A 22,583-nucleotide genomic window follows, 5' to 3' on the forward strand; every position below is an offset into this window, starting at 1 on the left:
CAGGCTCTAGTTACACGCTTGGCAACAAGACATTAACAGAGTGCGAATTAGTCCTTGACTATGTTTGACTACATTTTGAGGAACAGTAAGTCTCAGGTATAGAAAAAGCGAATCTTGGAAGATTCGCTTTTGTTTTCTTAGTTAGATATTATGTTGAAAAAGTGCAGAGCAAATAGCTTTAAAAAATTTTTATTGACTCAAGTTGCACTACGCAAAAGCTCAATCCGTTGTCTTTCTACTTTCTTTAATTTTGCGACTACCAGCTCATAAGAATTTAAGACCAAATCTTGCACCAGTTGTGCATCTAAGTCCTCATCTGCAAAAATTGAAATCCAGTGCTGTTTGTTCATGTGCCAACCTGTTCGGATATACGGATAAAAATCGCGTAGCATGGCACCATGTTCAGGCTGCACTTTTAGATTGATGATGGCATGACCATTTAAATACAAACTCAGCATAAACACTTTATCAACCACCTTATGCACCAAACAGCCATCGCCAAAAGGTTCGCTTAAGCTCACTTCAGGTAATTTTTCTGCGGTATTGGCAGCAAGTTGATGCAGTGATTTCTGTGTTTGTGCCATTCATCTTTACCTTAAAAGTTTATCCTGTGGATAACCACATCTTTATCCACAGAAAATGTGTATAACTTTGCTGGAGTTTTAAACGTCCTATTGCTTAAAAATAGCACTAAGATGAGCAGCTCACCATCACTTCGGGTACATCACTTGGCAAGGGTGCTAAATCTTCAGGCTGTTCTAACTCAGGCTGTTTGCTATACGGTTGGCTGAGCAAGGTAAATAAACGCTCAACTTCTGAAAAATCATCGCGTTCTGCCTGCTCAATTGCCTTTTGTGCCATGTGATTGCGTAAAATATAGTGCGGGTTGGCCTGTTGCATGGCGGCATCTAAAGTTTCAGTATCTTGATGTTCACGAATCTGTAAATACTGTGCCAAAAAGCTTTCCCACTGACGACGATCTAAACAATCATCCAATATTTCTGTGTATTGTTTATTTTGTAGGCGGATAAAACTTTGAGTGTAATCCAGTTGCTCACTTTGCAAAATGCGTAAGAAGTGGGTTGCGCAGTCAAAACTGTCTTTATGGAAGCTTGGCAGTCCCATTTTTTCACACAAGCCGAGTTTGTAATGTTCTAAAAAAGTTGGTTCAAAATGTTCTAAACATGCTGCCAGTGCTTGTTTCCAGTGTTCTTTCTGATCTTGGTTTTGCTCAAGTGGAATTAAATTATTTAGCCAGACCCATAAGTTCCAGTGCGCTACGCTCGGTTGTTGTTGGTAGGTATAGCGCCCTTGGTAGTCCGAATGGTTATTGATCCAGTTCGGGCGAAAACGCTCCATAAAACCATAAGGGCCAAAATCTAAAGTAGAGCCAGTGATATTTAAATTATCGGTATTCATCACGCCATGCGCAAAACCGACCAATTGCCATTTCGCAATCATCACTGCTGTACGCTGAATGACTTGGGTGGCAAAGGCGAGTACAGGCTGTTCGGCAGTCAAGCATTCAGGGTAGTGCCATTCAATACATTTTTGCACAAATTCAGGTAGTAGTTCAGGTTGATACTGATTGATCCATTCGAAATGACCTAAACGAATATGACAGTCAGAGGTGCGTAATAACATGGCGCCCAGTTCTAGTTTTTCACGTTGTACGCCTTGTGTAGATGAAGTGAATCCCACCGCATTGCTTGAAGGTACACCAAGTGCATTTAAAGCATGGCCTGCCAAATACTCACGAATCACAGAACGCAAAACCGCACGGCCATCACCCATACGTGAATAAGGCGTTGAGCCAGCACCTTTTAAATGTAGGTCAATGGTACGCTGTTGCGTGTCTAGCACTTGTGCAATCAGTAAGCCTCGTCCATCTCCCAGTTGACCAGCCCATTGCCCAAATTGATGTCCTGCATACACCATTGCCAAAGGTGGAAATTCCGGAAATGTGGTTTGGCCGCTGCAAATCTCTACCCAGTGCTGCTGTTCCTCGCTACTCCATTGCAGCTCTTTTGCCAATGCAGCATTAAAGTGTCCTGCTTTAGCACCTTTTAAGGGTAAAGGCAGCTGTTGATGATAAAGGCGAGCGGGCAGTGTGGGATAACGTGAATTAAATTGCATAGTGGGGGAGTGTTTGGCACAAAGTGAGGTTCACTATAGCAAACTTGGGCTTTAAAAACTGTAGTCTAAAAATGCATAAAGCCCTGAACAGGTCAGGGCTTTAGCGGTGTATAAGAACACAGTTCTTATTGTGATACTGGATTCTTTTTCAAGTTACGCATTAGCAAATTCAATGTTTTACGATGGTGTGAAAGACGCTGCTCAACCAACTGGAATTCAACTTTGAGTTTGTCATCCATTTGGTGGATTTTTTCAGCCATTGACGCTTTTTTCGCTTGAATTTCTTGCTCTTTTAATTTTGCCCAATCATTTAAAGTTTGGGTAAATGCATCATATTCTTGCGCAATACGACTTTTCACTTGCACAATGTCATCATTCACATTGTGACCATAAACTGCCAAGTCCTGCTCTGCGTATTTAAAGCGCATTGCCAATTCTGCTTTTTTAATATTAAAGCTTGGAATACGACGTAAATTTTTAGCCAAACCTAACTTAGAGCATGTCCAAATTAACCATTTAGTTGGGTCATATTGCCACCATTTTACGCCATTACGATAATCGTATTGGAAAATATGGTGATAGTTATGATAACCCTCGCCCCAAGTGGCAATGGCTAACCAGAAGTTGTCACGCGCAGTGTTTTCGTCAGTGTATGGACGTGAACCCCACATGTGGCACAGCGAGTTAATAAAGAAAGTGACATGGTGGCTTAAAATCAGACGCATTAAACCGCCCAATAGCAACACACCCCACATATCGCCAACAGCCCAGCCAATTGGCACTAAAATGCCAACATGCACTGCAATTACCATTGGCACGTAATATTTGTGCTGGAACATCACCAATTTGTCATTTAACAAATCTGGCGCATTTTTAAAGTTTGGCTCTGCGGCAGGGTAGTCACGTAACATCCAGCCCATGTGCGCAAACCAAAAACCATTGTTGATTGAATACGGGTCTTTTTCGACATCATCAACATGGCGGTGATGGGTACGGTGACCAGAACCCCAGAACAAAATGCTGTTCTGAACGGCAAAAGTACCCATAATCATCAAAAGAATTTTTAAAGGAAGCGTAGCTTCGTAGGCACGGTGTGCCCATAAACGGTGATAACCTGCTGTAATACCCAAGCTACTTACGCCAAGTAATACAAACATACTGATCCAAGCGGCTAAGCTAAAATCATGGTGATAGGCATACCAAGGAATTGCAATCACGGCAACAATAGGTAAGAAAACCAGTGCAAAGATGGCAATCCAGTTGATTGGGGCTTTGGGTAAGGGAGCATTCATCTCCAACAGCACTCCTAGAACCTTTGGGAGGTATAAGTAGACGCTTAATCCGTTATAAAATCATAATCTGCCCGAAGGAAATGATCATAGTATTAAAGTTTATAGGGATTAATTTTTTCGCATATTAGCATGAGCGTATTCACGATCACAGCATTATTGTACAGTTGTATTGTACTGGGTGGTAACAGAATATAATGGTATTTGTAGGTTTTTACGAAAATGTGCGGTATGACAGCCAAACCTGCACAGAAAATCAGTTATTTAAACATATATATGCGCTTAGTCTGCACTTTACAAGTGTTGCATCATCAGTTTTGGATAATCGGTAATTAGACCCTGAACACCCAAATCTTTAAGTTGTTTGGCGCGTTCAATTTGATTGACTGTCCAAACACTAATATTCAGTTTGGCCTGTTGTGTGGCTTGAATGAGGGCATCGGTGGCGAGTTCGTTTATCCAGCCAATTTGGCAACAACCTAATGCTAAAGCTTGATCAATGGCTTGGTATTGCAAATCATCTTCTACCAACAAACCACGTTTAAAGCGTGATTTTTGTTGTTGCAATGCCCAATGAATTTTAGGATCAAAACTGGTAATGATGGCGTTGTGTTCAAAGCCCTGTAAATGTTGCTCTAGGCTTTGGGTGATTTTTTCGGCATCGGCATGTGAGATGACTGCTTTAACCTCAACCTCAATATGATCAAAATTTTGAATAATGGTCATGGTTTGATTAAGTAGGGGCGTGGTTTCAACTTTATTCCAGTCTGACCACATCACTGCGTGGTTATAATGGTTTAAATCTTCCAGGCTACATTCGTACAGCGCTTTGTCTTGTCCTGTTGTACGGATGAATTGATCATCGTGCATGACCACTAATGCGTTGTCTTTGAGTTGACGCACATCAAATTCGACGGCACGAATACCAATATTTTGAATATATTCAAAACCACCAAGCGTGTTTTCAGGTGCTTCGCCACGCGCACCGCGATGACCAATTATGCGCATAATGTGCCCATGAATTGAAGGTTTGCTTTCATTTTGCAAGTACGACGTGACAGAGGGATGACAACTCTTATTTTGGTCAGATGGTGTGAAAATTCAAGCACCATCTACTGTGATTTTTTAGATGTAAAATCAGGACTTTATTTTAGTTTCCGATGTCAGTTACTAATGCTGTCATTGATATTTTTTTGCCAAAGTACTTCGCTGCCACCTTCGGCGCGTTGCAAGCTGCGCGATGCGACAAATAGCCAGTCAGACAGTCGATTTAGTAATTGCAAAGACGGTGCTTGAATATTTTGATCACGGTTGTGTACGGTCATTAAACTGCGCTCTGCACGACGACATACGGCACGGGCCTGATGTGCATTACTGCATGCCAATGTACCCGCAGGTAGAATGAACTCTTTGAGCATTGGCAGGTTTTCATTCATACGGTCAATGTCTTGTTCCAGGTATTCAATCGCCAGTGGTTGCACAAGGTGGTAATTCGGAATGCAGACTTCGCCACCTAAATCAAAGAGCCAGTGCTGAATCAGGCTTAAAGATTTGTCCCATACGGTTTTGTCTTGAATGTTGCTCTGTGCAATTTGTGAGCGTAGTACGCCAATGCAGGCATTTAGCTCATCGACATCGCCTAACGCATGAATGCGTAAGTCATCTTTGGCAACGCGTGAGCCATCGCCCAGCCCTGTTGTACCTGAGTCGCCTGTGCGGGTGTAGATTTTGCTTAAACGGTGGCCCATGGTCGTTCCTTGTTTGAAAGTGAAGATTGGTTTGTTTGGTCGTAAGAAATAAAAGCTGGCGCAATAAAAAAGGATAATGTCGGTCATTACATTATCCATAAACTGCGCTGTTTTAAAGTTTTTGTTGTGATGCCGGTTTTAGTAGCGGAAAGTTACACCTGCTGAAGCGAGGCGACCGCCACTGAGGTAATACTGACCATCAGAGTTACCTGCAGAAGCCATTTTATAGTTTACATCGCCAGCATTTTGAATGTTAAAGAACAATTTGATATATGGATTGGCATTGTAATAACCATGCAAATCAATTTGCATATGACCAGGAATGCTATCTTCATCGTAGGCACTGCTGTCTGAACGGCTACTGGCGGTAAGTGTTGCAGATAAACCATACACTTCTTCAGCCAAACCTAGCGATAAAGCAATTTTTTGACGTGGGCGACGGCTTAAGTCTTCGCCTGATGCATCATTGGTGGCTTTGCTATAGCTATAACTGGTTTTTGCAAACCATTGATCTTGATTAAAGTGTAGATAAACTTCGGCACCATCAATGGTCGCTTCATCAATGTTGGCAAGCTTCCATCCGTTGGCTGGGTCACTATCAATCAAGTTATCAATTTCAGTGCGATAGACCGATAGGCCACTGCGCCAAGCGGAACCCATCTGCCAATCTGCACCAACTTCATAAGATAAGCTGTCTTCAGGTTTGAGTTCAGGATTGGCATAGTAACCATAATATAAGTCATTCATGGTTGGGGCTTTAAATGCGGAACCAATATTGCTGTATATACTGACATGAGGCTTAAAGAAGTAGCGAGCTGCTGCTTGCCCCACGGTATGAGAACCATATTTTTCGTTATCTTCAATACGCACACCGATTTGGGTTTTTAGTTTGTCGGTCTGTAATTGGTGCTGTGCATAATAGCCTGAGCTGTCCGATTGTTCTTGAAATGAATCTGATGGTTTATGGGTTTCCGTATCTAAGGCTTTATGGTTAACACCAAGTGTAAGGTTTTGATGAGCGGTAAGGTTTTGACGCACACTGAGGTCATATTCGTCAGACACAAAGGTGGTTTCTTCTGCCACATTCAATTGCGTTAATACATCTTTAAAATGTGATACACGCGCTTTGAGTTCAGTATTTTTACTGGCTTGATAACGAGTGCTCAAAGTCGTGACTTGGTTTAAAAAGTCATGTGCACGTGGGCTATAGGCATAAGTCGTCCAACTATAGTTTTCGTACTGTGAGCGCCCTTCATTTTCAGAATGTTCAAGAGATATATCCAAGGTATCACTTACATACCCAAATTTGCCCGAAAATCCTTTTTGATCATAGCTTGAAGGCTCTGCACCTTCATAATCAAAAATGTTAGTGCCATCGGTTTCAAGACGTTGCCCACGCAGTTGAGCATAAAAGCCATTTTCTACAGCATCTAGCCCTAAAATGGTTTTATAGGTACTGTTTTCACCCACTTCGGCAGAGACAAATGCTGAGTTTTTACTTGGGGTTTTGGTAATCATTTGTACCACGCCACCAATGGCGTTGCTACCATACAGGACAGATGCTGGACCTTTTAAAATCTCAATCTGTTTAATTTCAGTGGTATCAATAAAGCTGTTAGATGCTAGACCACTAGCATCGTTATTTAAACGCACGCCATCACGGAGCACCAAGGTATGGTCTGACTCGGTGCCTCGCATAAATAAAGAGGCAATTTGACCATAACCACCAGACTGCACCATATTGATAGAAGCATCGGTCATCATCAGTTGTGGGAAAGAGGCAATTGGTGATTGCTCAATTTGACCTGTACCAATTACATTAATCCGCGCAGGTACATTACCAATTTTTTCTTCTGAACGTGTTGCTGTCACTACAAGTGTATCTAAAGCAGCATTCACCACAGCTTGATCTTGTGACTCAGTTGCAAAAACTGAAGTTGAAAAACCCATTGCAAGCGCAATTGCGCCCACTAAAGCAGTAGGCTGAAAAAGTGTAGACATGACTTTGCTCCATACATTCACCCCACGTGAATGATTGAGTTAAGGGCACAACAAGCAGGTCTCCGGACTTCAATGTGCCAAGCATCTTTTAATCAATGATTGTTTGGCTGTATATCCACCTTCCCATATTGTTCATACAGTGGTGTAAATCATTCGATTTAAATTGATATACGTTTCATGGTTACCGTTGCGGGGGCAGTGTTGGATTTTCACCAACTTCCCTAAAGCGAAATGCTATGACTTGTTGCATTTGCGCGAAGTATAAAGTCTGTTCGGCATTTAAACAACGGAAATGCAGAATAATCCGCTTGAACTGCACCCAACCCCTTAAAATTGCATTACAATGATTTGCCCCAATATCTGATCAAAATGTGATGGATGAATACAAAGAACCATCCTCTATTTTAGATTGGAAAAATGAAGACAGAATTAGAGTCCAAAAAGATGCGTACCCGTACCAAAATTTGCGGAATCACGCGAATTCAAGATATAAACAGTGTTGTGCATGCGGGTGCAGATGCAATTGGCTTGGTGTTTTATCCACTGAGTCCTCGTAATGTCAGCATTGCTGAAGCAGAAAACCTTGTGCAACACATACCCGCTTATGTGCAAGTGGTTGGCTTGTTTGTAAATGCCAGTGCAGGCGACATAGCCGCAGTACTAAAACAAGTGCCTTTAGATATTCTGCAATTTCATGGTGATGAAACACCATTGCAATGTCAGCAAATAGCACAGCAAGTCGGACGCAGATGGTACAAAGCCATACAGGTCAAACCTGATTTAAATGTGTTGGATGCGATAAAAAGCTATCAACAAGCAGGTGCAAGCGCAGTATTATTAGATGCGTGGCATCCTGAGCTGAAAGGTGGAACAGGACACAGTTTTGACTGGTCAAAATTCCCCAAACTCGATATTCCTTTAATATTGGCGGGTGGTTTAAACCCTGCCAATATTGAAGATGCAATTCAGACCACCCAAGCCTATGCCGTTGATGTTAGTGGCGGGGTAGAGTCTGCAAAAGGTATTAAAGACCAACAACTCATAGAACACTTCATGCAAGGAGTCCAACGTGGATCAGCAAAGTACAAATCACAATAATCCAGTGATTGACTATACCCAGTTCCCAGATGCAAAAGGGCATTTTGGGATCCATGGCGGACGTTTTGTGTCAGAAACGCTGATGGCGGCTTTACAAGACTTAGAAAAATTGTATTTCCGCATGAAAGATGATCCGCAGTTTTTGGCAGAATTCGACCGCGATCTCGCCTACTATGTAGGTCGTCCTAGTCCTTTGTATTATGCTGAGCGATGGTCTAAAGAGTTAGGTGGTGCGCAAATTTACTTAAAGCGTGAAGACCTGAACCATACAGGCTCACATAAAGTGAATAACACCATTGGTCAGGCATTACTGGCAAAGTTGTCTGGTAAAAAACGCATTATTGCCGAAACAGGCGCTGGTCAGCATGGTGTGGCAACCGCAACGATTGCAGCCCGCTTAGGTTTAGAGTGCGTAGTGTTCATGGGTGCAGAAGACGTCAAACGTCAGGCCATGAACGTGTACCGCATGCGCTTACTCGGGGCAACTGTTGTACCTGTAGAAAGTGGCTCTAAAACCTTAAAAGATGCCATGAACGAAGCTATGCGTGACTGGGTGACCAATGTCGATTCAACGTATTATGTGATTGGTACTGTGGCAGGCCCACATCCGTATCCACAATTGGTACGTGATTTCCAATCTATTATTGGTCGTGAAGCACGTCGTCAAATTCAAGAGCAGGCAGGTCGTTTACCTGACGCACTTGTGGCGTGTGTCGGTGGTGGTTCCAATGCAATGGGCTTGTTCTATCCATTCTTGAATGATGCCGAAGTGAAAATGTACGGTGTTGAGGCTGCGGGCTTGGGCATTGAAACAGGCAAACACTCTGCGCCATTGAATGCAGGACACGTAGGCGTATTGCACGGTAACCGTACTTATTTAATGTCGGATGCGCAAGGTCAGATTATTGAAACCCATTCTATTTCTGCAGGTCTAGATTACCCAGGTGTAGGGCCAGAGCATAGCTTCTTAAAAGATATGCACCGTGTCGATTATGTGCCAATCAATGACCAAGAAGCTTTGCAAGGTTTCCGTGACCTAACCCGTATTGAAGGGATCATTCCTGCATTGGAAAGTTCACATGCGATGGCGTATGTCACCAAGCTTGCGCCAACTATGGATAAAGACCAAATCATTATTGCGACCGTTTCAGGTCGTGGTGATAAAGACTTAATGACTGTTGCACGTTTAGATGGCGTAGAAATGGTAGATATGTAAATTGCCGCATGCTTGAAATAGCGCAGGCTAAATTTTTATTCAATCGTGCTGAAGCAATTCGGCACGATTTTTTAATTGGTTCATTTAAAAATTCTCGCTACTTTAAAACCATTAAAGCTAAAAATTATGTAGGGGACGGGTATGCCAAGTTTATTCATCGTCATGTTGGGTGGGCGTCATGCACGGGCGAACACAGAAGTGCATGATGTGGTACTTGCAGTGGGTGATGCTTTAGAAGAAACCTATCCTCAACTCAAGCAGGCTTGGTTTGCAGAACCCAAAGGCTTACATATTGATGCGTGGGCGCAAATCAACGGTGTGGAGTTTGAAGGCAAATCCTACTATTTAAAATTCACAGATGCACAGCCGAATCAATCTGAAAATCGCTTGTATTTAATTAATTTAGGTGGCTATGATCCGCGTGAATTTGGAGAATTGCATCGTTATGTGTTGGTGGTAGCACAAAATCCAATGGTGGCAAAGCAACGAGGCAAAGCCTATTTTGCCCAGTACTGGCAAAAACAGCATACCGATCGGGTTTTAGAGGTAGATGATTGTTTGGCAATTGATCAGGTGCACGGTCGCTATGTGCAACTGGTTGAAGGTTCATTTTCAGCTAATCGCTGGGAAAATACGTATCTGACTTTGGATTCAGATGTTTAAATCTTCTTAGATTAGCTGTTACTTTAAAACAGACTGTCATCTACGGGCAGTTTTAGCTACTGCCACCACTCTCGTTGAGTCACTATTGTTGAACTCGCGAGCGAAGTTTGATGAATGTGCTTACAAGCATTGTTGATTTTATAGTCACTTAAGTGGCGAAAAGAGAAAACAATCTATGTTTTTATAAGTTTTTCAACAAAATCATAAGCTGCGGGTTTTTTGTACACGCATTTGTAGGCATAATACGACCAAAGATGAATTGTTTTAGACAACAGGGAATGTCTTCAATGGATTTAATTCAGGCGAATGGACAACCGCATTATGGACGTTTTAGTGAACTTCCCAAAAAGATTGATTACCAAGCCTACCAATACAAAACACCGTATGGTGAAGTACTGTCGGGTTGGCGTAAGCGATTAAAATATAAAAAGTTTAAATTTTGTAGCATTCAACATGAGCACTATACCATTGGTTTAGCCATTGCAGATATTGCATGGGCAGGTCATGGTTTTGTCTATATTTATAATCACATGACGGGTGAAGTGCAGGAATGGAATGCGATTAATTTTTTATCCCGCAATACCGTGTTGGATGAACAGCCTCTATTCAATCAAAGTTATTTTGATAAATCTCCATTTCAAATTGAAATTCAACATGCCAATGGTGTGCGCTATATCCGTGTGACCAAATATGGCGAAATTAAACTCAGTGCTCGTATTTTTTGTGCAGGTACAGACCCATTAAGTATGTGTAGCCCGACAGGCATTAATGGTTGGACTTATACCCAAAAACTGACCACGTTGGGTTGTGAAGGGTATTTTGTCAATAAAACAGGACAAACTATTCAATTCCATGAACGGACTTTTGCCTCACTAGATGATACCTGTGGTTTTTTGCGCCCTGAAACAGCATGGTTTTGGTTATCGTGTAATTTTTGGGATACCGAAAACCGCCGTGTGGGGCTGAATTTAGCCTCTGGTGTGAATGAAAGTTTTGGCAATGAAAACTGTTTGTGGATCAATGGCGTGCTGTACCCCTTAACAGATGTGCTGTTCCAACATGAAGATGAAGATCTGTGGAGTATTCGCTCATTGGATCATCAGCTGAATTTAACCGTCAGTACAGGTTGGCGCCGTTATGAAAATCTGAATTTGCGTTTGGTTGGCAGCCAGTTTAGCCAATGGCAAGCCAAAATTAGTGGTACGATTCAGCAAGGCGATACCGAGATCATTTTGCTGAATGAATATGGTTTGCTTGAACAGCATTATGCCAAATGGTAATGCTTAGACTAAACACAACCCTGTAGAATTTTAATCACAATCGCTGAGTTACTGAACGATATTAAAAATATTGAAAGTAGACCAGCGATTTTTTTTATTTAAGTGATAATTTAAGCAAATGCGTTTTCATGGTGCTGCTTAACGACTACTTCGCAGCTTGCCAAAAAGCTTCACCCGCCTGAATTGGATCATTGGTTTCAGCTAAGGTGTTCAGCCAAACATCGTATTGCGCGATAATCGGGTGTTGGCTAGGGTGAAAATCAGGCTTAAACCAGTCTTGAAATTGTGGTTTCATTTTGCGTAATTTTCCATTTTTACCCAATAGCCATTTCAACCCGCGTGCATTCATCTTTAAGCGTTGTATGCGGCTAAAACCATCGTATCTGAGCATGACATTGGCACGGTAAAGGGTAAACCCAAACATCAAGCCTGTGGTGAGTACCAATGCCATTTTTCGGGTCACTTCAGGCACATTACCCACCTGTTGCATCACATCAAAAGCCACATCACGATGCTCCATTTCTTCAATCGCATGCCACGCAAATAAAGCACGGACATACGGATGTGCATCTTTCAGGGTGTCTTTTTCGCCATAAAATGTTTCTGCCATAAGTGCTGTTAAGTGTTCAGCCGCCGCCGTCATGGCAATGTTGTATTGAGGCGAGCGATATTTCAGTTCAAACTTAAAAATCTTGTTCAGACGCTGAATAAATTGATCTACAGGCATACCTTGATCTTTCATGACCTGATTCATTTTGTCATGTGCAATGCCGTGTTGTGCTTCCTGCCGAATAAAATCTGCAACGCGTTGTTTAAGGTCTGGGTCTTGAATTTGATCACGAAACAAACGTACAGATTGAATAAAGTAGCGCTCTCCGTCAGGAAAGGTCAGGCTAAGCGCATCAAACATACGTGTCAGAAAAGGGTCACCCGCAAACCAGTAACGTGGAATTTCGCTTAACTGAAAATCAAGATTGCTGCGAACAATAGGCGCAGCATGATATTGGACAAGTGCATTCATTTTATTTTACTAAGCAGAGTCGATCATGTTTGCAGTATGTCGGGCTTTCGCGGATTTGTTTTGACAGTACTCGCCAGTTTTTATACATTAAACGACAAAAGAAAATGATTCATGCCAACATGAGCACACACATTCACGAAATTCAAATTCCAAATGGCTATTATCAGTTATGGCTGCGCTACCTTTCTGAGCGTGGTCTAATGCCTGAACAGCTAGGGTTTTCTGCGGCACAATTGCAACAGTTACAGCATGTCCTGTCATTGCCCTTAGATACGCAGTCATCTTATGTATTGTTTACAGAGGTTATTCAGCACAGCATCCATTTTTTGGATTGTCCCCAGCTAATATTTGAGTTGGCAGCTTATATTCAGCCTGAACATTTTGGTGTACTCGGTTATATGGCCTCGCGTAGTAACAGTGTCGCAGAAGCCATTCAGTACATGATGCGCTTTAGCCGTTTGGTGGTGGATGGTTCGGCTGCTGTGCCCATGCGTTTATATCAACAACAGGATGCTTTGTATTTGTCTTGGCCCTTGGTCGATGAAAAATATAGTTTGATCCATGAAATGACCTTTGCTTGTATGGTACAACTGGCCACTCAAATTTTTGACTTTCAACATTCACCCATTCGGGAAATCCACTTTGCCCACGCTGCACGCATGCCTGTGCGACAGTATGAAAATTTTTATCGCTGTAAAATCTTGTTTAAACAAGCGGAATATCAAATTGTTTTAAATTTAGATAGTTTAACGATTCAACCACAACAGGCAGACCCTTCTTTAATTCATTTGCTAACCAAGCAAGCTGAAGATGCGATTGCATTAAAACCCAATGTCGATAGCGTATTGCAGCAAGTTCAGGAAATGGTGGCGCAATATTTACGGCAGGAAGAAAACATCCCTAGTATTGAGTTTGTGGCGCAGGTGTTATGTTGTTCGGTACGCACGTTGCAGCGACAGCTTAAACAAGAGGGCACAGGCTTTAAACAGATTATTGAAAAAGAGCGCATGCAGCGCTGCGAGCAGTTGCTTATACAAAATCTGGGGTTGTCTGAAATTGCACAGCAATTGGGGTATTCAGATCAATCTGCTTTGGCGCGGGCCTATAAGGCCTACACTGGGCAAACTTTGCTTAAAGCCAAACAGGCTTTACAGCAGGGTGAGTATGAAAAGAAATAGATAGGCATTTAAGTTCTAGCCTGAAGAAGCACTGTATTTCAGCCCGATGTGTCATAGCATCACGGAACAATAGCATTGGAAAAATAGCGCTGAGCAATCGCTTTGAATCAGCTTTTGCAAGGTTGTGAAATGGATGTTTTAGATGCTAAGTGTTTTGTTTATATCATTTTTTAAAATTTTAAATGCAAAATTGGGCAAAATGTACAAACCGATAAGCAGGCCAAATTAGGCATCTTTGATCATTGAGAAAAAAGCGCAAATATTAGTAAATGTAGCCTCGCGGTTGTTCTGAATAAATCGTTTTGCAAACAGAAATACAGCAACCCATGCCAGTGCGCTATTCATTGTGTAAAAAATAGCGTTACAATGGGTCGATTTGTATTTCTACAATAGCAAATGTCTCAGTTTTAATCATTCAAGGAAAATACAACCCTATGTCACGTTTAGCCACACGATTTGCACAGCTTGAATCTCAACAGCGTAAGGCCTTGGTTTCTTATGTTATGGCAGGTGACCCTCATCCAGAAGTCACAGTTCCGTTGTTACATCAAATGGTCGAGGCAGGGGTAGATGTCGTTGAATTAGGTTTGCCGTTTTCAGACCCAATGGCCGATGGTCCAGTGATTGCCCTTGCAGCAGAGCGTGCTTTGGCAGGTGGTACCAGTACGCTAAAGGCTTTAGACATGGTCAAAGAATTTCGTCAAAAAGATCAGGAAACCCCTGTGGTGTTGATGGGATACTTAAACCCTGTAGAAGTGATTGGTTATGAAAAGTTTGTTGAATATGCCAATGATTGTGGTGTAGATGGTGTGCTTTTGGTGGATTTACCACCAGAGGAAGCTCAAGATTTTGACAACATCTTAAAGAAATATGAGATGGATCAAATTTTCTTGTTGGCACCAACATCGACACCAGAGCGTATTCAGTTTGTGGCAAATCAAGCCAGTGGTTTTATTTACTATGTTTCCTTGAAGGGCGTGACAGGCGCAGCAACACTTGATGTTGCAGAAGCAGCAACACGCTTAGAACAAATTAAATCTGTTACAAATGTGCCGGTTGGCGTAGGTTTTGGTATCAGTGATGCTGCCTCTGCTAAAGCAATGGGTGCAGCTGCCGATGCAGTCATTGTCGGAAGTGCTTTTGTAAAACAATTTGCGAGCCTTGCCCCAGAACAAGCCGTCATTGCAACGGTTAATAAAGTGAAGGAGCTTCGAGCTGCGCTCGATGAGTTAGTATGAATCAAGAAGTGAAAACAGGGAAAATTCTAAGCCCATCGACGCCGTGGACTGAACGTGGTGTGCCTGGTATTGAAACACCAGATGAACAACAAGCCTTAAAAGCTATTTTCACTGAACCAACAATTGAATGTCCTGAATGTCATGCGTTAGTCACCCGTACCGCAATGTCTTTTAATGCGTATGTATGTCCACAATGTGACGAACATTTACGTATGAAAGCGCGTGAGCGTTTAACTTGGTTCCTAGATCAAGTTCAACAAGAATTAGGTCAAGAATTTTCTGCCAAAGACCCGCTGAACTTTGTAGACAGTAAGGCTTATCCTGAGCGTATGTCTGAAGCACAAAAGAAAACAGGGGAAACTGAAGCTTTGGTGGTAATGCAAGGCTTACTCAAAGAAATGCCAGTAATTGCTTGTGCATTTGAGTTCGACTTTATGGGCGGCTCAATGGGTACTGTTGTTGGTGACCGTTTTGTTCAAGCGGCTGAACGTGCTATTAAACAGAAACAACCTCTAATTTGCTTTGCTGCATCTGGCGGTGCACGTATGCAAGAAGGCATGCTGTCTTTAATGCAAATGGCGCGTACCTCTGCAGCGATTCAGCGTATGAAAGAAGCAGGCTTGCCATACATCGTGGTGTTGACTCATCCTGTATATGGCGGTGTAACAGCATCATTGGCAATGTTAGGCGATGTACACATTGCTGAACCTAAAGCGATGATTGGTTTCGCAGGTAAACGTGTGATTGAGCAAACTGTACGTGAAAAACTGGAAGAACCGTTCCAGCGTGCAGAATACTTGCTTGATCATGGCGTGGTCGATCAAATTGTCCATCGTCATGCATTACGTGATACAGTTTATCGCATTGTGTCGAAACTGATGAATTTGCCTTGAACATAGCACCGCTTGCAACCGATGATTTAAATACATGGCTCAATTATTGGAGCCATGTTCACGTTACGGGTATTGATTTAGGTTTGGAGCGGGTGATTCCCGTTGCCGAAAAACTGGGTGTGACTCAGCCAAATGCCAAAGTCATTACGGTTGCAGGAACCAATGGCAAAGGTTCAACCACTACCACTTTGGCAGCAATTTTAAATGCCCAAGGCTATAAGGTAGGATTGTACCAATCGCCACATATTTACCGCTTTAATGAGCGGGTCAAATTAGCAGGAAACGAAGTTGATGATCAAAGCTTGATTGATGCCTTTGTGCAGGTAGATCAAGCTCGACGCGCCTGTGATCTGAGTTTATCTTTCTTTGAAGCGACCACTTTGGCTGCCTTTGTGATTTTTAAAGCACGTGACTGTGATGTTTGGGTGCTTGAAGTCGGTTTGGGTGGACGTTTAGATGTAGTGAATGTGGTCAACCCAGATGTGGCAGTGATTACCAATATTGGGTTGGATCATGTGGATTGGTTGGGCGATAGCATCGAAAAAATTGCTTATGAAAAAGCAGGGATTATTCGTCCGAACATTCCAGTGATTTTTGCAGGTCAGCAAGATTTACCACAAGCTATTCAAGACAAAGCAACAGTGTGCAATGCGCCGTTATTGGTCTTAAATCGTGATTATTTTTATCGTGATTCTGACGATGGCGAATCTTGGATGTTTGCATCTTCAGGTTGTACCTTAAAACTCCCGACAGGTAGCTTGGCATTAGATAATATTTCTACCGCAGTGGCAGCTGTATTAAATAGTGGCCTTGCGGTTTCTCAAACGGCAATTGCAGAAGGGATTCAAGCCGCTAAATTGGCAGGACGTTTTGAGATTCGTCAAATTCAGGGTAAAACCGTGATTTTTGATGCAGGGCATAACCCGCATGGCGTTGAATTTTTGTTAAAGCAATTGCGCAATTTCTTAAATTACAATAAACAGTACACAGAAGTGGTTGGTGTTTTTTCAATGCTGGCAGATAAAGATATAAATTCTGTCGTTGAGTTATTGAAAGATACGGTGTTAATGTGGAAAATTGCCGCATTAAATGTGCCACGTGCGGCAGAGATCACGGTTTTAGATCAAGCTTTGCAAGGCGAAACAGTACAACACTTCGACAGTGTGCAATTGGCTTTTAAATCAGCGCTGGATGAAACAAAAAATAATCAGCTGATCTTGGTATGTGGATCATTTCATACCTTAGAAGCGGTATGGGAGTATTTGGAAGAATGTCAATGAATAACAAACAACGCTGGATGGGTGGCGTTGTTTTATTAGGTGGTGGTGTTTTATTGGCAGCATTGCTTTTAAAAGGGCAAGAAGAAATACATCAAAATAATGTCAAAACCCCAAGCCAAGCTGAACAAGTTCAGAATAAAAATGCCAATCAAGCAGAAATGGTGCAATTGCAGCCTTTAACTGTAGATGTCGAAACCGAGCAGCGTTTGCTAGAAGAGCAGCGCCGTGCACGTGAAAAAGCGGTAGCAGAGCAAGAAGCGCGTGCAGCCGAATTTTTGGCAATGCAGCAACAGGCTGAAGCTGAAGCAGCACGTAAAGCAGCAGAAGAATACGCAGCTTTAAATGCCCTGCGTTCAGGTCAGCAGCAAAGCTCAGACAATATTCCACCTGAACTGGTAGAAGATGAACAGGCCAAGCAAAAACGTTTGGCTGATGAAAAAGCCGCTCAGCAAAAGAAGTTAGAGCAGCAAAAGGCAGCAGATGCCAAGAAAGCTGCAGAGCAAAAAGCAGCACAAGAGCGTAGTGCCGCAGAGAAAAAAGCTGCAGATGAAAAACGACTAGCTGAAGAAAAACGAATTGCGGAAGAGAAGCGCAAGGCTGAAGAAAAACGCCAAGCCGATGCAAAACGTAAAGCGGAAGAAGAGCGCAAAGCGGCAGAAGCGAAAAAAGAAGCAGAACGTAAGGCTGCTGAAGAAAAACGTAAAGCAGATGAAAAGCGTAAAGCTGAAGAAGCCGCTAAGAAAAAGGCTGAAGCAGAAAAAGCACGTAAGCTTCTGGAAGAAGGCGATAAGCAGTGGATGGTACAAGTGGCTTTGGCAGCCAACCAAGCCAATGCCGATGCTTTGGCAGCTAAATTAAAAGCCAAAGGTTATAAAGTCACACAAAGTCCAACCTCTAAAGGTGTGCGGATTATGGTAGGGCCATCTAAAGATCGTGATGCTGCAGACGCCACTCGTAAAAAAATCACGGCTGACCCTAGTTTGAATATGAAGTCGGCATGGGTAATTGACTGGGTGCCGTTAGAGAAACGCAACTAATTCTTTTTATAAAGTTATGGTCTTTAAACAGGATTTAATCATTTGGTTAAATCCTTTTTTACACGCTATTTATTTAGACATTAAATCCGAAGATAGGCGTTTTTAATCATTCTGCTAACTTGTGAATTCAGTGTAGAACTAAAATTAAGAGCGATTTGGTTGTTTGGTCAAACGTAAATACGGTTTGATGGCTTTATATCCGCTTGGGAAGCGTTCTTTAAGTTCAGCTTCATCTTGAATAGATGGCACAATCACCACGTCTTCACCATCTTGCCAGTTAGCAGGGGTTGCAACTTTATAATTGTCAGTCAGTTGCAATGAGTCAATCACACGTAAAATTTCATGGAAATTACGCCCTGTAGATGCAGGATAAGTGATGATCAAACGTACTTTTTTATTCGGATCAATAATGATCAGTGAGCGTACAGTCAGTGTTTCGCTGGCATTCGGGTGAATAAAATCATACAAAGTAGACACTTTACGATCTTGGTCGGCAAGAATTGGGAAATTAACTGTCGTATTTTGAGTTTCGTTAATATCTTGAATCCAGCCTTTGTGAGATTCTGCATCATCTACAGAAAGGGCAATCGCTTTAACATTACGTTTGCTGAATTCATCTTTAAGTTTTGCGGTAAAGCCTAATTCTGTGGTGCAGACAGGAGTATAGTCGGCAGGGTGTGAAAATAAAATCCCCCAGCTGTTACCTAAAAACTCATAAAAATCAATCTGGCCTTCATTTGAATCTTGTGTGAAGTTGGGTGCGGTGTCACCTAAGCGAATGGTCATGCTGTGCCTCTGATGTTTTGTGTTGTATGTTGAATGAACACTACTATGCGTTATTTCTTTTGCAAAAATAAATAGTGTTTTTGTATGTACTTATGAGTAAATTGAATAAGTGATGTGGTTTTTATTGCATTTTCAAAATAGATTCATGTGCTATTGCTATATATCGCCCGCTCGAAATTTGTTACATTAACTGCCACTTAGCAGCGAGAAATGGCAAGTAGAGATTGGAATTTTTAATAGGTTTTTGTGCAAAACCCTTGTACTTCAAATTTCTAGCACCATAATAACCACTAAGAAAAACCTATTTATTTGACAAGCAAGATTTAGAGAGTTTATTCATGTTGGCAAGTCTGATCGGAGGAATCTTCGGTACTAAAAATGAGCGCGAACTCAAACGCATGCGTAAAATCGTAGACAAGATTAATGCGCTCGAGCCGACGATATCTGCCTTAAGCGATGCAGACTTATCTGCAAAAACCGAAGAATTCAAACAACGTTATAACAAAGGCGAAAGTTTAGATAAATTATTACCAGAAGCATTTGCGGTATGTCGTGAAGCGGCCAAACGCGTCATGAGCATGCGTCACTATGACGTGCAGTTGATTGGTGGTATTACCTTGCACGAAGGTAAAATTGCAGAAATGCGTACAGGTGAAGGTAAAACCCTGATGGGAACTTTGGCCTGTTATCTGAATGCTTTGAGTGGTCAGGGCGTGCATGTCATCACTGTAAATGACTACTTGGCACAGCGTGATGCTGAACTCAACCGTCCTTTGTTTGAGTTTTTGGGTTTAAGCATTGGCATCATTTATTCGATGCAAGACCCGACAGAAAAAGCACAAGCTTATCGCGCAGACATCACTTACGGTACCAATAACGAATTTGGTTTCGACTATTTGCGTGACAACATGGTGTTTTCTCTCGCTGAGAAAAAACAGCGTGGTTTGACCTATGCCATCATTGACGAAGTGGACTCGATCCTAATTGATGAAGCACGTACACCATTGATCATTTCGGGTCAAAGTGATGATTCATCTCAATTGTATGCTGCAATCAATACCATTCCACCAAAACTGCATGCGCAAAAAGAAGAAAAAGTAGCAGATGGTGGGCATTTCTGGATTGATGAAAAACAACGAACGGTGGAAATGACCGAAATTGGTTATGAAACTGTAGAAGATGAATTGATTCAAATGGGATTGCTGGCAGAGGGCGAAAGTCTTTATTCTGCATCTAACCTGAATTTGGTGCATCACGTGTCTGCTGCCATTCGTGCGCACTTCTTGTATCAACGCAACGTACACTACATTATTCATGATGGTGAAGTGATTATTGTTGACGAAAATACAGGTCGTACCATGCCGGGTCGTCGCTGGTCAGAAGGCTTGCACCAAGCGGTAGAAGCCAAAGAAGGCTTAGAAATTCAGCCTGAAAACCAAACTTTAGCGACCACAACTTTCCAGAACTATTTCCGTTTATACAAAAAATTATCGGGTATGACGGGTACTGCAGATACTGAAGCTGCAGAAATGAAAGAAATTTATGGTTTGGATGTGGTGATTATTCCAACCCACCGCCCAATGATTCGTAATGACCAGAACGATTTGATTTATTTAAACCGTGCAGGCAAATACAACGCAATTATTCAAGAAATTCAGCGTGTGCATGAAGCGGGTGTAGCGCCAATTTTGATTGGTACCGCAACCATTGAAGCTTCGGAAATTTTATCGGACAAACTGCGTGAAGCGGGTATTCAGCACGAAGTGTTAAATGCGAAGCAACACGAACGTGAAGCCGACATTATTGCACAGGCAGGTTCACCACGAGCGGTGACGATTGCGACGAATATGGCGGGTCGTGGTACAGATATTTTGCTCGGTGGTAACTGGAAAGCCTTGCTTGCCAAAATTGAAAATCCAACCCCTGAAGACGAAGCTCGCTTAAAAGCAGAGTGGGAACAAAACCATGACATGGTGTTAAGTTCAGGTGGTTTGCATATTATTGGCTCTGAACGCCATGAATCACGCCGTATTGATAACCAGCTACGTGGTCGTGCAGGTCGTCAGGGTGACCCGGGTGTATCACGCTTCTATCTTTCACTTGAAGATGACTTGATGCGTATTTTCGCAGGTGACCGTGTCGTGGCAATGATGCGTGCTATGGGCTTGCAGGAAGATGAAGCGATTGAGCACAAAATGGTGTCTCGTTCTATCGAAAATGCACAGCGTAAAGTTGAAGCACGTAACTTCGATATTCGTAAAAACTTGCTGAAATACGATGATGTGAATAATGAACAGCGTAAGATCATTTATTCACAACGTGATGACGTGTTAGCAGAAAACACCCTGCAAGATTATATTGAAGAAATGCATCGTGAAGTGGTCACAGGCATGATCGCCAATTATATTCCACCTGAATCGATTCACGATCAGTGGGATATTGACGGGCTTGAGCGTGCCTTACGTGATGACTTGGGCATCGACTTGCCAATTAATCAATGGTTGGAAGAAGATCGTCGCCTAGACGAAGAAGCGTTGATTGAACGTATTTCTGATGAAATCTTGGCGCGTTACCGTTCACGTCGTGAGCAAATGGGTGATGAATCTGCAGCCATGTTAGAACGTCACTTTATGCTCAGCTCATTAGATCGCCACTGGAAAGATCACTTGGCGGCAATGGACTATTTACGTCAAGGTATTCATTTACGCGGCTATGCGCAAAAGAACCCTGAGCAAGAATACAAAAAAGAAGCATTTAACTTATTTGTGAACATGCTGGGTGTGATTAAAGCTGATGTGGTCACTGATTTATCACGTGTACACGTCCCAACGCCTGAAGAATTGGCTGCCATGGAAGCGCAACAACAGGCACAGGCCGAAGCCATGCAGTTGAACCTTTCTCATGCAGATGTAGACGGCTTAACGGGTGAAACCTTTGAATCAGAACCGCAAGCGGTAGCTGCTGATCAAGCGGTGGTACCACCTGCAAGCCGTAACTCACCATGTCCATGTGGTTCAGGACTGAAATACAAGCAGTGTCACGGTAAAATTTAAGTTTGATGAACTTTGCAAAGCAGAACTTCGGTTCTGCTTTTTTATCGCATTTTGGCTTAAAACTTTGTAGCAATAGTTTTGCAAGATGTGTATAGCATTTGCAGATTTTGGAATTAAATGCTATTTAGTTGCACATGCAATATATCCATACGTGGAACAAAAAATGAAAAAAGTATTACAACCTTTAATGATTGTCGCACTTAGCTTGCCAACGTTGACCTTTGCGAATGCTACAGCGACAACGACCACTGCTGCAAAAGTTCAGGCTGCTGTAGGACCCACTACAGCACAGGCTCAAGTAGATAATGGTCATGTAACAGTGGCAAGTCCACGTACAGGTATCCGCTATACCTTTGCCAATCCTGATCAACGTCCAATTGTGTTGCATACTGCTGCGATTGCACCAGCGAATGCTGCTAATGTAAATCGTATTGTGGCTTCAAATCCAGCACTGTCTGCAGCAAGCCAAGAACGTGCCAAACAGGCATTGTTGGGCGAAGCAGTTGTGGCAACCAATCCACAATAAGTTTTAAAGCAGACTGGCAAGCGGTGCTGCTTGCTCAGCTGTACGTTTAAATATAAAAAAAACCAGTCTAAACGGCTGGTTTTTATATTTCAGAGCCTACATAAACAAAAAGCGAAACGACACAGGCGGATGCTCGATTT

Annotated in this window: 19 protein-coding genes and 1 riboswitch; of the genes, 11 read left to right on the plus strand and 8 right to left on the minus strand. The window is 42.4% G+C overall.

Annotated elements, in window-relative coordinates:
• Nucleotides 1–197 precede the first annotated feature (197 nt).
• The 6 genes from HHA41_RS10295 to HHA41_RS10320 form a co-directional block, all read right to left on the minus strand.
• Nucleotides 198–584, minus strand: coding sequence for an MmcQ/YjbR family DNA-binding protein (locus tag HHA41_RS10295; protein ID WP_168461631.1), 387 nt, complete (start codon nt 582–584; stop codon nt 198–200).
• 106 nt (nt 585–690) lie between these two features.
• Nucleotides 691–2,136, minus strand: a complete 1,446-nt coding sequence (locus HHA41_RS10300; RefSeq protein ID WP_168461633.1) for a protein adenylyltransferase SelO family protein — start codon at nt 2,134–2,136, stop codon at nt 691–693.
• A 125-nt stretch (nt 2,137–2,261) separates the two neighbouring features.
• Nucleotides 2,262–3,428, minus strand: a complete 1,167-nt coding sequence (locus tag HHA41_RS10305) for an acyl-CoA desaturase (protein ID WP_168461635.1) — start codon at nt 3,426–3,428, stop codon at nt 2,262–2,264.
• A 291-nt stretch (nt 3,429–3,719) separates the two neighbouring features.
• On the minus strand, nt 3,720–4,433 hold the full coding sequence (locus HHA41_RS10310; protein WP_168461637.1) for a glycerophosphodiester phosphodiesterase: 714 nt from the start codon (nt 4,431–4,433) through the stop codon (nt 3,720–3,722).
• 155 nt (nt 4,434–4,588) lie between these two features.
• Nucleotides 4,589–5,173, minus strand: coding sequence for a cob(I)yrinic acid a,c-diamide adenosyltransferase (locus HHA41_RS10315; protein ID WP_168461639.1), 585 nt, complete (start codon nt 5,171–5,173; stop codon nt 4,589–4,591).
• A 138-nt stretch (nt 5,174–5,311) separates the two neighbouring features.
• Nucleotides 5,312–7,174, minus strand: coding sequence for a TonB-dependent receptor (locus HHA41_RS10320; protein WP_168461641.1), 1,863 nt, complete (start codon nt 7,172–7,174; stop codon nt 5,312–5,314).
• 35 nt (nt 7,175–7,209) lie between these two features.
• Nucleotides 7,210–7,434: riboswitch (cobalamin riboswitch) on the minus strand.
• Between the two features lie 184 nt (nt 7,435–7,618).
• Between HHA41_RS10320 and HHA41_RS10325 the strand changes: the two genes are divergently transcribed.
• The 4 genes from HHA41_RS10325 (at nt 7,619) to HHA41_RS10340 (ending at nt 11,431) form a co-directional block, all read left to right on the plus strand.
• Complete coding sequence (locus tag HHA41_RS10325; RefSeq protein ID WP_168461655.1) at nt 7,619–8,272, plus strand: phosphoribosylanthranilate isomerase; 654 nt, start codon at nt 7,619–7,621, stop codon at nt 8,270–8,272.
• Nucleotides 8,244–9,488, plus strand: a complete 1,245-nt coding sequence (gene trpB / locus HHA41_RS10330; RefSeq protein ID WP_168418573.1) for a tryptophan synthase subunit beta — start codon at nt 8,244–8,246, stop codon at nt 9,486–9,488. The genes HHA41_RS10325 and trpB overlap by 29 nt, the downstream gene beginning before the upstream one ends.
• 141 nt (nt 9,489–9,629) lie before the next feature.
• Nucleotides 9,630–10,151: a DUF1543 domain-containing protein gene (locus tag HHA41_RS10335; protein WP_168461643.1), complete on the plus strand. Its 522-nt coding sequence runs from the start codon at nt 9,630–9,632 to the stop codon at nt 10,149–10,151.
• Between the two features lie 287 nt (nt 10,152–10,438).
• Nucleotides 10,439–11,431 carry a DUF2804 domain-containing protein gene (locus HHA41_RS10340; RefSeq protein WP_168418575.1) on the plus strand — a complete coding sequence of 331 codons (993 nt, stop codon included), beginning with the start codon at nt 10,439–10,441 and terminating at the stop codon, nt 11,429–11,431.
• A gap of 145 nt (nt 11,432–11,576) precedes the next feature.
• Here HHA41_RS10340 and HHA41_RS10345 read toward each other — a convergent pair whose 3' ends face one another.
• Nucleotides 11,577–12,452 carry a metal-dependent hydrolase gene (locus tag HHA41_RS10345; RefSeq protein ID WP_168461645.1) on the minus strand — a complete coding sequence of 292 codons (876 nt, stop codon included), beginning with the start codon at nt 12,450–12,452 and terminating at the stop codon, nt 11,577–11,579.
• A 131-nt stretch (nt 12,453–12,583) separates the two neighbouring features.
• Here HHA41_RS10345 and HHA41_RS10350 point away from each other — a divergent pair, with 131 nt between their 5' ends.
• The 5 genes from HHA41_RS10350 to HHA41_RS10370 all read left to right on the plus strand — a co-directional run bounded on the left by HHA41_RS10350 (nt 12,584) and on the right by HHA41_RS10370 (nt 18,078).
• Nucleotides 12,584–13,630, plus strand: a complete 1,047-nt coding sequence (locus tag HHA41_RS10350; RefSeq protein ID WP_171525596.1) for an AraC family transcriptional regulator ligand-binding domain-containing protein — start codon at nt 12,584–12,586, stop codon at nt 13,628–13,630.
• A gap of 434 nt (nt 13,631–14,064) precedes the next feature.
• Entirely contained in the window at nt 14,065–14,868 is an 804-nt protein-coding gene (trpA, locus tag HHA41_RS10355) for a tryptophan synthase subunit alpha (RefSeq protein ID WP_168461647.1), read from the plus strand.
• Nucleotides 14,865–15,761, plus strand: a complete 897-nt coding sequence (gene accD / locus HHA41_RS10360; RefSeq protein WP_168418579.1) for an acetyl-CoA carboxylase, carboxyltransferase subunit beta — start codon at nt 14,865–14,867, stop codon at nt 15,759–15,761. The genes trpA and accD overlap by 4 nt, the downstream gene beginning before the upstream one ends.
• On the plus strand, nt 15,758–17,041 hold the full coding sequence (gene folC, locus HHA41_RS10365; protein WP_168461649.1) for a bifunctional tetrahydrofolate synthase/dihydrofolate synthase: 1,284 nt from the start codon (nt 15,758–15,760) through the stop codon (nt 17,039–17,041). Before accD ends, folC begins: the two co-directional genes overlap by 4 nt.
• Nucleotides 17,038–18,078: an SPOR domain-containing protein gene (locus tag HHA41_RS10370; protein WP_168461650.1), complete on the plus strand. Its 1,041-nt coding sequence runs from the start codon at nt 17,038–17,040 to the stop codon at nt 18,076–18,078. The genes folC and HHA41_RS10370 overlap by 4 nt, the downstream gene beginning before the upstream one ends.
• Nucleotides 18,079–18,222: 144 nt before the next feature.
• Here HHA41_RS10370 and HHA41_RS10375 read toward each other — a convergent pair whose 3' ends face one another.
• Nucleotides 18,223–18,864 carry a peroxiredoxin gene (locus HHA41_RS10375; RefSeq protein ID WP_168418582.1) on the minus strand — a complete coding sequence of 214 codons (642 nt, stop codon included), beginning with the start codon at nt 18,862–18,864 and terminating at the stop codon, nt 18,223–18,225.
• Between the two features lie 338 nt (nt 18,865–19,202).
• Between HHA41_RS10375 and secA the strand changes: the two genes are divergently transcribed.
• Entirely contained in the window at nt 19,203–21,917 is a 2,715-nt protein-coding gene (gene secA, locus HHA41_RS10380) for a preprotein translocase subunit SecA (RefSeq protein WP_168418583.1), read from the plus strand.
• Between the two features lie 163 nt (nt 21,918–22,080).
• Nucleotides 22,081–22,443 carry a hypothetical protein gene (locus tag HHA41_RS10385; protein WP_168418584.1) on the plus strand — a complete coding sequence of 121 codons (363 nt, stop codon included), beginning with the start codon at nt 22,081–22,083 and terminating at the stop codon, nt 22,441–22,443.
• The last annotated feature ends 140 nt before the right edge of the window (nt 22,444–22,583 follow it).

Source organism: Acinetobacter sp. A1, assembly GCF_012371315.1.
GTDB lineage: Bacteria > Pseudomonadota > Gammaproteobacteria > Pseudomonadales > Moraxellaceae > Acinetobacter.